The organism is Clostridium sp. LBM24168, from assembly GCF_052953915.1.
This window is the reverse complement of sequence record NZ_CP196861.1, coordinates 147,231-160,842: the sequence shown is the minus strand read 5'-3', so window position 1 is coordinate 160,842 and position 13,612 is coordinate 147,231. Positions and strand designations below refer to the sequence as shown.

Sequence of the window (13,612 nt, the reverse complement as noted above, 5' to 3'; positions counted from 1 at the left end):
CAACAGCCGTAGTTGTAGATGCTACAGCTAAAACAGCAAAACTTTCAATTAACCTAAATGGACAAGAAGGTTCATTAACTGTTAATGAAAGTGAAGCTGCGGATTTTGACTACAAAAAACCAACAATAGCAAGTGTTAAAGCATTGGATTCTAAAACAATAGAAATAAAGTATTCGGAAGAAGTCGACCAAACAACAGCTACTGATATAGCAGCAAATTACAAAATATACTCAGCTGGGGCTTCAAAACTATATAATTTTAGTACAGCCAGTAGTGGAGCAGATGTCCAAGCATCAGCACAGCTTCAGGCAGATAATAAGACAGTATTAATAAAAATTGTAGATGCAAGTGATGAAGGAACACCAGACACAGACTTGCCGGGATTTGTATTAGATGGATTGAATAATTCAGACTATATACTTTATGCATCAAATGTAAAAGATAAAGCTGCAGCACCTAATACAATAGTAGAAAACTCAAATGTTCAATTTACAGGAACTACAGGAGTAGATACAACAGCGCCAACATTATTAACTTCTAAATATGATAATGGACTTAAAAAATTAACATTATCATTTGATGAACCAACTACAGTTGTTGATCCATCCTTGATTCAAATAGTTAACGGTTCAAAAACTGTTACATTGAATGGAGCAGCTCCGGCATCAAGTCAATTAGATGCTTCAATAACATTAACAGCTGATCAGGCTACTGAGCTTGGACAACTACAGCCAGATGCAAAAGTTGTAGTTAAAGCAGGAGCAGTAAAAGATGCTAGTAATAACTTAACGACTGCCGATGCTGAGAAAACTTTATCTCAAATAGTAAGACCAGAACTTGCATCAGCTTCATATGACGAGGCTACTAATAAATTAGCTTTAAGTTTCAATACACCAATAAAAACATCAAATGTTTATACAAGTAAATTTGATGTTCAATGGAGCACAGATGGATTTACTACAGTAGGAGGAACTTTAGCTACTTTAAACGATGCTGATTATACATTTGAACAAGCAGGAGCAAGTGCTCAAACAATATCATTTAAACTAGATCAAGCAGCTATTGATTTATTGGGAGCAAAGAGAGATACTGACAATGTAACTTATAGAGTAGTTGTGACAGATGGAGCAGTAACTGATGCTACTGGAACTTATGCAAATGATACAGGGGCTGCTGGTGGAACAGATACAGCTAATGCAGCTTTATCTTATACTAAAGAAACGGTTGCGCCACAAGTTACAGGAGCTAAATTCTACACAACAGCAGATACGGATAATAATATTGCCTCAAAGGCATTATATATAACATTTGATCAAGCAGTAAGACCTGAATCTATAACGAATGATGGAAAATTAGTTGTTGATGTAGCAGGAACTGAAACATCTTTAACGACAGTAGCAGGAAATGTATCAGCAGCAGCTGCAGTTGATACTGATATAGATCCTACAGGGAAAACTGTAAAAGTTGTTTTCACAGATGGAGATGAAATTAATGCAATAAAGGCTGGAACAGCAAAAGTTGAGATAAAAGATGGTTCAACTATATCAGATGTTAATGGAAACAAAGTAGCTGTTCAAGAAACAACTCCAACATATAATGATAATGCAGCAGCAGGAGCAATAACTGCTACGCAGGCATCATCGAGACAAATAAAATTAGCTATAGCTACAGGTGGATTTGATGAAGCTACAGCTACAAACGCATCAAATTACAAAGTTTACAGAACAACTAATGTTAATGATGTTATATCAATAAAATCCGTTGATTATGTTGATACTGACGGAGATGGAGATAAGGATACTGTATTCTTAACAGCAGACAGTACAACTCCAATCCTAGTAAATGATACAACAGGCTACACAGTAGAATATACTGGATTAAAGGACAAAAATGGAGTAGCTATTAAAGATAACAAAACTACATTTGTTTCTTTAGCATCAGATGATTCTGCAGCACCAACAATAGTGCCAGCTAAAACTAAGCTTATCACTGATAATGGAGATTCAAAAGTATCTCAAGGTGATGTAGTACAATTATTCTATAATGAACCAGTTCAATTACCAGCAGCTTCAGATTTGCAAGAAGAATTTGGAACAGGAGCTTCAGTTGCATATGGAGCAGATACTAACATTCTTAATGTGACATTAGGGGCTGCACCAACATTAACATTGGGAACAGGAGGAACTGTTATTGGTGTTAATGGTGTTAAAGATATAAAAGGAAATGATTATACATCAGAAAGTAAGGTAGTAGCTCTTCCAGATGCAGCAATAGCACCAAAATTGACATCAGTTGGGTTTGCAGATGCTAACAATAATGGAATAGTAGATACTGATGATACACTTACATTAAAATTTGATAAAGCTATAGATACTACACAAACACCAAATGTAGGGTCAATAACTTTAGAAACAGCTGATGGTGTTTCAGTAAATGATCCAAAACTTGAAGTAGCCAATAAATCAGGAGATACTATAACTCTTAAATTTAATGGTACACCACAAAATTCAGGTAGCGATGTTCTTACGTTGACAGAGGGACAGGCTCAAATAGACATTGAAGCTTCAAGTAATATTAAGAATCTATGGGGACAAGAAGTTGAGGCATTAGCTGATGATGATACTGAAGTTATAACATTTACAACTGGGACTCCAACTCTTCAAGGTATAACTTATGACAGTGCAGCACATACATTAACATATGCATTTGATAAGGCTGTAGGATTAGATTCAACATTAACAACTACAGGAACAGGTGCAACTGCATTTATAGACGCAACTAAGGATAGCGACGGACTTGTATATGATGGAACAGCAAGTGAGCTTAATTTAGTAGCTGCAAGTGACAATGGAGAAACAACTGTCGATGAATCAGCAGTTCATTATGCAACAGATGGAACAACTACTGATTATACAAAAGTAGTAGTTACCCTTGATGGAACAGAGAATATAGACAGCTTAGTTAAATTTAATGCACCAGCTGGAGATTTATTTGATGGACTTATCAAATCAGTGAACGGAAAAACTCCAGTAAGAAATGCATCAACTTACAATATAACAATAAAATAGTATCAGACTTAGGTGTACTTTATTCGCAAAGGTATAAGGTATCACTCGGAGTTTGTCGAAAGAAATAAAACTATAAAGAAAGAGGGAAGGGAAACCTTCCTTCTCTAATTTAAACAAATGAGCGGAAACAAATTCACTTCAAAAATTAATCATATCAAATCTTCACAAAATAGTCAGGCCATATTCTGGCTGAAAAATTAAATAAACTATGTCAGAAAGACTGTTGGATAGAATACTGTTTTATCTGATAGTCTTTTATTCTCATTATATTTTTTTATTATAAGGTAAAGTTTATGTTAAGTCATTATGGAATTGATGGCAATTCAGGTAGCATGAGGATGTTCGCCATTTTGAAGAATTTATGTGATAATGATAAAATCAAGGTAAGCGGTAAATTATCCGGTGTGTGTTTACAAAAACAAAGACCATTCATTTAGAGTGGTCTTATTTTTGCTATTTGTTCTTTTTGCAGGAAGACTGAACCCATTGGTCCTAGGGCAGGTATTCTTCCAAGAATTCAGGATGTGTTTCAAATTGGACACCAGGCAGATTTTTAAGCAGGAATTCAAGATAGCCGTATGGCTCCAATCCATTGGCTTTAGCCGTTTCAATCATGCTGTAGACTGCTGCACTTGCTTCAGCACCTCTGGGACTTCCATTAAAGAGCCAATTTTTTCTTCCTAAAGTGAAAGGCCTTATACTGTTTTCAGAAAGGTTGTTTGAAATAGCACAGTTGCCGTCCAGAAGATAATTCATAAATCCTTCTTTATTATTTACTGCATAATCTACAGCTTTTCCAAGTTTCGATTTGGGAAGACAGCTGTTTTTTACGGAATCAAGCCACCTCCAAAAGGCCTCAAGAATCGGTTTTTCCGTTTCAAGACGCTTTTTCTTTCGCTCATCCGGCATAAGATCTTTCATTGATTTTTCCTCTGCAAAGAGTTTGTTGCAGAAATCAATTCCTGTGTCTCATGGAGGTTTTTATTCTCCTTCTCCAGCTGTGCTATGCGATTTTTAAGCTCTATAACTTCATTTTTGGTATACATAATTGAGGCAGTTCCTTTACTTATTTTTTATACCTGTTATTATACCATAAATTTCTATAAAACCGCATGATTTCAGATTTCTCTGACACTAGAGGGCAATTTGTATATCTACTTTCTTTACAGCCTTTGGCTGATTCAGAGATAGCCCTTCCATAAGCCACCTAAATTCCCGGGGTGTTATACATTTTACTGCTTCTGCATCTTTAGGCCACTTAAAACATCCATTTTCCAACCTCTTGTATAGAAGTACAAATCCATCGCCTTCCCAATACAATGCCTTCAGTCTGTCTCTCTTCCGTCCGCAAAAGAGAAACAGACTGTTCTGAAACGGATTCAATTCAAAATTCTTCTGTACGATGGCGGCCAGCCCGTCAATTGACTTTCTCATATCAGTATTTCCAGTTGCAATATATATTTTCTCTGCCTTTGAAATATCACCCAGCATTTTGTAGCACCTTCACAACATTTTCAATTAAACTGGCTGAGGCACTGTTGCGAATTTCAAGAACTGCACAGCCAAAACGAATAATAATATCAGCCTGATCTGTTTCTGGAGAAACATAGGCTGCATCTGTGGAAATGATGCCTGATAATTTGGAAGTATCTACAGGAACTATTTGTTCCCCTGGATTTTTGGAAGGGAGGGCTTCACAGGCAGCAGCACGTACTTTTCTCAACCAATAATAATACCTGTTGGTCCTGATGCCATTTTCCGTACACCATGATTTCACAGTCTTACCACTGCTGCGGCATTCACGTATAATTTTAATCCACTCACTCATTCTATATTCTTGAGTTGCTTTTTGTACATCCATATAAAATCTCCTTTTAAAGTTTTTAAAGTTAACTTGAAAAACTTTAAAACTTATTTTAGAAGATTATCTCACATTTGTTGAACATTTTCTATCCACTTTCTTACTTGACCCTTACTGTTAATCAAGATTTAATATTTGTATTTAATGATACAGATTTAGCGTTATCATCAGATACAACTTATGCTACCCCAACAGTACAAATTATTGATTTAGCTACTGGATTACCGGTTACGTTAACAGGGGTAACAGCATTAGCACCTACAGTAAATCATGATGCTGCAAATGGAGATAATATTACATTAAATGAAGCTGCTGCAAGTAAATTAACTGCAGGACATAAATATAGAATTTCAATATCAGGTGCTAAAGATAAGCAAGGTAACGTAATGGCACCATTTAGTATAAATGTTACTACAGGTACAGGTGCTACTTTATCAGTAGATGTTGATGGTCCAAGCGATAATTCAGCAGCAGGATATGCAGATGGATCAGATGGCGCAAATACAGTATTAACAACAGCTAAGGTAAGAGTGACTCCTAGTGCTGAAATAGATACAACAACTGTAACTGCTGATACAGCATATATCAAAGATGCTTCAGGAAATAAGGTTGCAGCTGATATAACGTTTGATGGAGCTAATAATACGGTTGTAAATAATGGAGTTGTACAGGATGGAGATACAGGCGTATTAAAACTTGACTTTGACAAGAATTTAGACTCAACAACAGTAACTCCTGACAATGTTAAGTTGCATGATGATACAGCAAATTCATATGTAACATTATTACAGGGTAATCTAGCTGTAACTGATGGTGATGGCATAGGTGCTTTAACTACTAATAGAGTAGAAATAAGACCACTTGCTAAGTTAACTGCAGGACATGTTTATACAATAACAGCAACTGGATTAACTGGAACAGGAACTCCAGCTGAAACTATGGCATCAAATGTAACAAGGACATTTGCAGTTCAACAGGATGCACTTACAATTAGCGGATCAGATACGGATAGTATATTGAAAAATGCTGCTACTTCACAGTTAACTGTAAAGAGTGGTTCAACAGATGTAACATCATCTGCAACTTTTTCAGCAAGTAATGCAAAAGCAAGTGTAAATGCTAGCGGATTAGTTACAGCTTCAACAGGGGATGGAACGGTTGATATAACTGCAAGCTATAATGGGAACAGTGTAACTAAGACATTTACAATAGATAATACAGCACCAACTGCAACAATAACAGCTGATAAGTCAGTTGCTAAGATTGGAACTACAGTTACATTCACTTCAGTATTTAATGAGGCTCTAGTTGGAACTCCAGGATTTACTTTAAGTAGTGGTACAGCAGCTTCAATAACTAACACTACTGGCAACACTTATACATTTACAGCAAATAATCTTGCTGGTAATTCTCCAATAACAGCTGCATTGACAACAGCAACTGATGCTGCAGGAAATACTGTTTCAGCTAGTGGTATTTCTACAGGAGTTACAGCTGATAATACAGAACCAACAACTATAAATGCAAGTACTAATAGTAGTATAAGTGCATCAGGAACTCTTACCCTAACAGCTGATGAGTCATTGAGTGCTGCTTCCTGGACAGCAATATTGAATCAAATAAAAACTAATACTGGTGGAAGTAACTGGATAACTGGGGTGAGTGCAGCTGATTTAGCTGCTACACCTGCTGATGGTACTACATTAGTAATTACTAATAATTTTTCTAATGAGGCCACTTTAGCTTCAGATTTTGTTATTACAGCTGCAAATGTGACAGATATTGCTGGAAACTCAGCTTCAGGTGATATTACAATTGATGTAACTCCATAGCATCAAAGTAACAAGTTTAGGATGCAAACTGCCCTCCCTAGGGTAACTGTGATCTCTGGAAGTTTGTCCGATAATGAGAAATAAATAAATCAATACAAAATGGAGGAGGAGGGGAAACCTTCCTTCTCAGACTTAAATAAATAAATGAAAAATTATAGATATAGTTAGGCTATATTGCTAACTGAAAAATAAATAAAACATACCATAAAAAAAACTATTAGATAAAATATCCTTTATATACTCTATCTAATGGTCTTTTTATGGTTATAATATAGCGGGTATAAATAACATAGAAAAGAGGTAAAAGATATGAGGAAAAAAGGAATTATAATAGGAATTATAGTAATAATTATAGCTTTAATTGGGAGTATTTCTTATAAAACCTATACTAATAAAATTCAGGGCATAGGAACACCGTTAGAGCCAATACATAAATTAGTTAGGATTCAATACTTTGATCAAGGAACTTACACAGAATATAAGGCGTTATTTACTGATCCTAAAAGCGTGTTAATTGAAAGTCAATTTGAGAGCTATAGAAAAAATCATAAAACCAACGACTTTTTTAAATATGGCTCAGATAGTATTAATGGAGTAATAAAACACATGAAGGTTGAAAAGGAAAATGACAATCTTTATAAGGTATATTACTTAAAAAATATAAATGATGAAGAAGAGAAGAAAACTGCAAACTATTGGATAGTAGCTAAGAAAAATGGCAAGTGGCTATTGAAGAATGGAATATAAGGGAAATGTCCAGGAAGTTGAGATAAAATCAGTCAAATATACATCAAGTGCTGTAATTGCATGCTATATTTCTTGACGGATTTGCTCCATGACGAAGTTCCCCAACCAGAGAGAGTAATTATTTCACTGTCACTAATAATTGCTTTATCAATATTTCTGCGATTTTTAATATGTGCTGGAGTAACTTTGTGGTAAAAGTCATCAATTATTCCAAATATACCAATTAACTATGCAAAAATAATGGGTATAGATTTGGTTTTTACACAAATCTATACCCATTCCCTCAATTTCTATAGTATAATCTTTCTTGAACTCTGGCACGTATGTTTTTCTCCCTATCGTTAGGATTTTGGTGATTTTTTAATGATAAGGCAACATATTTGCCAGAGTTTTTCTATTTGTAAATTATGTTAATGAATTTAACTAGCACAACAGGTTAATATATTTATTTCTTACTTACTGAAATCTTTGATCGTGCAGCGGAAGTACTTACATTACCATCAACAGCTAGTCTGAATGACTTCTTTTCAGGATATAATTTAACTTGAGTTCCATTATATTTGACAATATATTTGTTTAAATCATCCGCCTTTACACCATTTAGCGTAACAACAATTCTGGTTGCAAATAAATCAGGATCATATACTGTATCAACATTAAAGCTCAGTTCTGAAGAAGTATTTTTTACATGTACCTTGTAAGATTCCTTTTTACCATTGGGTGCAATCGCTGTTATTACAGCTGTACCGTTTTTTACCGCCTTTACAGTTCCATCTTTATCCACGACTGCAACAGCTGTATTACTGGAACTCCATTTGAATTTTTTATTAGAACTATCTGTAGATGACAAATTCAATGTCTGTGAATCTCCAACTCCAAGAGATGGCGATTTATCAACTGTTTTTTGCTGAGTTTTAAGCTCCTGTTTCTTTTCTTCAGATATTTTTTTAGTATAGGTATAATTTTTATATTTATAAACTAATCCTATGGCTATAATGACTACAAAAATACAAATAATAACCCATTTCATATTTTTTTTCATATTGATTCATACCTCCAATATAATATCTATTAGATTATAATACTAATAATGAATTAATAAAAGGTTATTTTAATGGTCTAATTGTCCGGAATCATTGCTGCATTTATATTCCTGCCTTTATATTTCCCTCTAAGCTTATCCATATACTTGCTCACCCTAGCATATTTGTCCTTATCCTGTATACTTTTTTTAAATTTCAAATTTAACATTACAGTTTCACCATTATGGCTTATGTAAGCATACTCCAGATCAGAATCATTTTTCAATATATCCTTAACTATAGAGTTATCTGTATTATTCTGCTCTATACCCTTATCCTTCATCATTTTATCAGATGTCTGTACTCTTTTATCAAGGCTATATTTCTGATAGAAGTAATATCCAGCAATAGCCACTACTATTGCTAAAATTGCTGCAGCTATTATTTTTGTCCGTTTCTTCATCTGCTTTACCTCCTATGTTTTTCGCATAATCAAATTATATTATTATTTTCCATACTATTCAATTTATAATTTCTATATTAGCTTACAAGATAAAACCATATCTCTTAGGAATGGAGAAATATTGATAAATATCCCTATAATTCTTAAATGGTCATTCTTATCATAATAATACATGTTGACCCTTTACTACCACTAATTCCATAATGACTTAACATAAATTTAACCTTATAATTAAAAAAGATAATAAATAAAAGACTATCAGATAAAACAGTATTCTATCCAATAGTCTTTTTGATATGATTTATTTTCGCTTATTTGTTTAAAATGGAGATGAGTAACCTCTTTAGTTATCCCTCTCTGTCTACATGTTCATACTAAATTTGTTTAGCTATTGTAACAGCTTCCGTTGAATCTGCTCCTGCTGGAACTGTTATCACATAAACCTGTGTTGCTGTTTTTCCATTTTTAGTAGCAGTTACTGTGATAGTAGGGTTTCCAGCCGTAGCATTTCTTGTTACTGTAGCTGTTGTTGCTGGATTGTTAATTGTTACAGTTGCATTATCATCAGTTTTAGCTGTAAAAGTATAAGCTATACTACCATCAGCTTCAGCTGGTGTATTTAATGTAACTGTTGGCTGAGCAGCTGCATCAGTAATAGTAACTGATCCATCTGCTAAAGTTGTTACTGCAGTATCTACAGCTGTTTGGTCAGCTATTGCTGTTTCTGCTTCTGCTATTTTAGCATAACCTGTAAATGCCTCAACTTCAGTTTGTGTCCAGCCTGCTGCCTTCGCATCATTTACTGCTGTATTTGCCTCATTTACAGCCGTTTGAGCTGCTGACAGCCCAGCATGATCAATTGAATCAGCATTAGGTATTGCGTCTATTTTTGCTTCTGCATTAGTCTTAGCTTCTGCCTTCGTTGCTGCTGATGCTGCCTTTGCTGCATCTACAGCATCTTGATTAGCAGTTATTGTTAATGTAGCTTCTTGATTTCCATTAGCAAATACCCTTAATGTTGATGTACCTACTGCTTTAGCTGTCAACTTAACAGACTCATCGATTCCATTATCAGTTCCACCTATTGATTTATCGAAATATGATGAGCTATCGGAACCAATTACAATTGCAGATGCATTTTCATCAGCATTTACAAGTTTACCATACTGATCTACTGCTATGAGATAAATCTCTCTTGATCCATCCGTAGTTAAGTCTGGTGTATCATCTTCTGTTAAGTCTACTGACGTAAGTGCTGGCAACACTTTTGTTGGATCTGATGCATCCTTACCATCTTTTATATTTGAAAAATAGTAAGTTCCCGTTTGAGCTTCTCCTGCTTTTGAATCTACATTTAAAGTTATTGTAGCTGTCTTTCCATTCAATGTAGATGCTTTTATTGTAACTGATCCTGTTAATTGATCTCCAATATTTGTTCCGTCTGTATTTATTGTCAATACATTTTTATCAAAGTTTTCAGTTGTAACTGTTACTTTAGCATCTGGATCAGTTTGGTTTATTATATCACTGCTTACTACACTATATATTACGGATTCTTGATCCAATCCAACATTATTTCCATCTGCATCGAGTGCTTTTACATTAAAGGTATACTTATTTGAATCTTGTCCACTCTCAACATAAAGTTTGTTCTTAGATACATCATATTTTCCATTATAATCTTCTGTATTTACATCAGCAACAACAGTTGGGTCTATGCTAATTGAATTAATAGCATCTCCTACTTCCTGGATTGTTAATGGAATACTTACTGTTTTATCAGAAGCATCTTTGTTGTTATCATTGGAATCATAGTAAACTACTGCTGTATAAGTTCCTGGAGTAACTGCCTTAATTCTAACTATTCCATTATCATCACTATCTGTGCCAGTTGTTGCATCAGAACCCACAGCATCTATAAGTTTGTATTCTCCGTTTTCTGGGGCTGCCAGCTTTAATTTAGCACCATCAAGATTTATTGTTTCGCCGTATTGATCTACACCCTTGACTGTAAATTCTTGAGCTGCTCCAGCTACTAACTTGGAATCTGCTGGTTCAACACTTAGTGAATTCAGTGCTCTTTCAGCTTGTACATTAACAGTTAATGTGGCAGGTGCTCCAACATTCGCTCCTCCATCTCGTACCTTAGCTTGAAGAGTTAATACTTGAGTAGTATCACCAGTTCCAGCTTTTACTGCAATGTATTTAATATCCTTATCATCTGATGCTGTTAAATCTGCTGTATCATCTGCAGTTCCATCCCAAAGTTCTACATCTGGTTTAGTGTTAGAGTCTGTACCTGTTACAGTTAGATCAAATTGATTAGCTTTTACGCTTGTTGCATTTCCATATTGATCCTTAAATGTTACTGGTATTAATTTGTATGCCACACCACCCTTAATAGCTACCAAATCTTTATCTGAAGGAGTTGCTGCATCTTTGCTATCTGCTGTTATTACAGACACACTTGATTGTGCAAGTTCAATACTAGAAATTTGAGCTGTATCTGATGCTACTATATCCAATCTTGCATTTGCTGCTCCACTCACAAGGTTAACAGTATAACTTCCTGCAGCACTAGCTGTAAATCCTAATTTAGCTACTGGTGCCGTATCTGTTCCAATAGTTAAAGCATTTCCATCCTTATCATATGCATTAACAGTTATACCAGTAGTACCCGTTACTACTAAGTCTTTTGCGTTTACAGAAATTGTTTCACCATTCTTATTCTTAAATGTTACATCTTTCTTAACTTCAGAATTTGCTGGTAATTCATTTGCTGCAAATGCTGGAACTTCAATTGATACAGGTGCTGGATTCTTTGTTGTCGCTATTGTCGATTCTGCACCAACAACAGTTGCCTTATCAAAACTTTCCCCAACATATGCTTTAAATTTATAAGTTCCCTCTTTTTGAGTAGTTGCAGTTATATATATGTTATTCTTAGTAGCTTCTGTTGTTCCGTAAGCAGCTGAGAATGTTATATCTGATTCAGCTGCACCAGCTGGTAAAGATGTCACTTTAAACTTTAATATATCAGGAGTTAAAGCAGCACCTTCTGTATATGTTACTACAGCTGACTTATTAGCTTCTTTATTATATGGAGTTGTAAATGTTACTGCATCTATGTTAGTTAACTTCTTGGCTCCAATTTGAACTGTCCATGATTTGCTTGCTGCATTGTCAAGGCTGTATGCTGTAATTGTTACTGTTCCCGCAGCATTTGCTTTAAATGATATAGCATTGTGGTTTGCATCAGTACCATTATCTACAGTACTATCTACTGTATAATCTTTTGTTGCATTTACTAAATCAGCTGATTGTGTATTATCTGTATCTGGATCAGCTGCAATTAGTTTTTGACCTTCAGTTACTACCCATCTTACTTTAGGAGTAGAAAACGGATTTCCAAATTGATCTTTTACATCTGCCGTTAAAGTTATTTCATCATCAGGCATAACTTCAGTTACATCATCAGTTGTCTGATGGTTATTTACAGGTTTATTATATGAAGCCTTGATAGCTTCTATAGAAGTTGCTTTAACAGCTTCAGCCTTTGTTACTGTATAGTTAACTGTTGAAGTTCCTAATACATTACCATCTGCATCTTTATTTGTAAATGTAAATGCAATTTTATCTCCCTCAACTACAGTATTTGGTATAGTAAAGTTGTCTTCGCCTGGAATATATCCTATTTCTGATGTTAAATATGGAATTCCATTCTTAGTTCCTGTTATTTTTAAGTTTGCTGTATTTGTGGCATTTAATTCAACATCTTCACCATATTGATCCTTAGCCTCAAATGATATTGTTCTTGTTCCAGTACTTTCAGTAGTATCTTTAGCTGCTATACCGGTTGTTACAGCTTCAACTGACTTAATATACTGTGGTGACACCTTAGCTACAAATTTACTTGTAGTAAAGCTTGCCCAATCTGATGTTACTGTATATTCAGCAGCATCTGTAAGTTTCTTTCCCTCATCTATTAAGAAGTTAGCTTTTCCTTCTGCTGTCAATGAACCTTCTACATATGTTGCTGTTAAACTAACATCGCCTGTCTTCAATGTTACTTTTTTATCTTTTAGGTCTGCTTCTTCAACTGTTGTAGGAACTCCTCCTGCTTCAACAGTAGTAGCATTAACAGCACTTACTGAACTTACTTCAACATCCGCCGTACCTTGTTTTGGTTGCTCACTTACTGTTCCATCTGGGTTTTCAACTTTTTCATATATAGTACCGTCCACAGCTGTTGTAGGCAATGTCTCCGTAGCTGTTTTAGCATTAAAAGTCCCAGTAGTATCATTCAAATATGCATCAATTAAAGTAGATCTTGATACAAATTCATTCTGTACATCATCATAATATGATAATACTTGAGCACCAGAATCTTTAAGAGCTTTAAAATCATCATATAACTTTGTGCCATTAACAAATGAATCTGTTAATGCCTGATAATTATATTCATAAAGCTTTCCTGAAGCATCTTTTAAAACAACGGAAGCCATTTTAGCTGATGCAGGCGTTGATATTACAGAAGCAATAATAGCTGATACTGCTGCCGTTGAAAGAACTGATAATAACTTTTTCGAGTTATTCATAATTTAAAAAACCTCCTTAAA

The 13,612-nt window shown here is 34.7% G+C and carries 9 protein-coding genes and 2 pseudogenes; 3 read left to right on the top strand and 8 right to left on the bottom strand.

Annotation, left to right across the window (positions count from 1 at the left end):
• The first annotated feature begins 143 nt into the window (after nucleotides 1–143).
• Complete coding sequence (locus ACSVC9_RS00785; RefSeq protein WP_446898494.1) at nucleotides 144–3,068, top strand: beta strand repeat-containing protein; 2,925 nt, start codon at nucleotides 144–146, stop codon at nucleotides 3,066–3,068.
• 492 nt (nucleotides 3,069–3,560) lie between these two features.
• Here the strand turns inward: ACSVC9_RS00785 and ACSVC9_RS00780 are convergent.
• The 4 genes and pseudogenes from ACSVC9_RS00780 to tnpA form a co-directional block, all read right to left on the bottom strand.
• Nucleotides 3,561–4,031 (bottom strand): annotated as a pseudogene (locus ACSVC9_RS00780) (IS66 family transposase); the annotation flags it as partial.
• Entirely contained in the window at nucleotides 3,986–4,114 is a 129-nt protein-coding gene (locus ACSVC9_RS00775; protein ID WP_446898493.1) for a hypothetical protein, read from the bottom strand. The pseudogene ACSVC9_RS00780 and the gene ACSVC9_RS00775, both read right to left, overlap by 46 nt.
• Nucleotides 4,115–4,202: 88 nt before the next feature.
• Nucleotides 4,203–4,559, bottom strand: coding sequence for an IS66 family insertion sequence element accessory protein TnpB (gene tnpB, locus ACSVC9_RS00770; protein WP_446898492.1), 357 nt, complete (start codon nucleotides 4,557–4,559; stop codon nucleotides 4,203–4,205).
• Entirely contained in the window at nucleotides 4,549–4,929 is a 381-nt protein-coding gene (gene tnpA, locus ACSVC9_RS00765; RefSeq protein WP_446898491.1) for an IS66 family insertion sequence element accessory protein TnpA, read from the bottom strand. The genes tnpB and tnpA overlap by 11 nt, the downstream gene beginning before the upstream one ends.
• A gap of 77 nt (nucleotides 4,930–5,006) precedes the next feature.
• Here tnpA and ACSVC9_RS00760 point away from each other — a divergent pair, with 77 nt between their 5' ends.
• On the top strand, nucleotides 5,007–6,761 hold the full coding sequence (locus tag ACSVC9_RS00760; RefSeq protein ID WP_446898490.1) for a hypothetical protein: 1,755 nt from the start codon (nucleotides 5,007–5,009) through the stop codon (nucleotides 6,759–6,761).
• Nucleotides 6,762–7,070: 309 nt separating this feature from the next.
• Entirely contained in the window at nucleotides 7,071–7,508 is a 438-nt protein-coding gene (locus ACSVC9_RS00755) for a hypothetical protein (protein WP_446898489.1), read from the top strand.
• A gap of 107 nt (nucleotides 7,509–7,615) precedes the next feature.
• On the opposite strand, the pseudogene ACSVC9_RS00750 reads toward ACSVC9_RS00755, so the two are convergent.
• The 4 genes and pseudogenes from ACSVC9_RS00750 to ACSVC9_RS00735 all read right to left on the bottom strand — a co-directional run.
• Nucleotides 7,616–7,732, bottom strand: a pseudogene (locus tag ACSVC9_RS00750) (IS982 family transposase); the annotation flags it as partial.
• A gap of 221 nt (nucleotides 7,733–7,953) precedes the next feature.
• Nucleotides 7,954–8,550 (bottom strand): Ig-like domain-containing protein, encoded by a 597-nt coding sequence (locus ACSVC9_RS00745; RefSeq protein ID WP_446898488.1) that lies wholly within the window; start codon nucleotides 8,548–8,550, stop codon nucleotides 7,954–7,956.
• A 77-nt stretch (nucleotides 8,551–8,627) separates the two neighbouring features.
• A complete protein-coding gene (locus tag ACSVC9_RS00740) occupies nucleotides 8,628–8,993 on the bottom strand; it encodes a hypothetical protein (RefSeq protein ID WP_446898487.1) in 366 nt (121 codons plus the stop codon).
• 374 nt (nucleotides 8,994–9,367) lie between these two features.
• Nucleotides 9,368–13,591 carry a beta strand repeat-containing protein gene (locus tag ACSVC9_RS00735; protein WP_446898486.1) on the bottom strand — a complete coding sequence of 1,408 codons (4,224 nt, stop codon included), beginning with the start codon at nucleotides 13,589–13,591 and terminating at the stop codon, nucleotides 9,368–9,370.
• Between the last annotated feature and the right edge of the window lie 21 nt (nucleotides 13,592–13,612).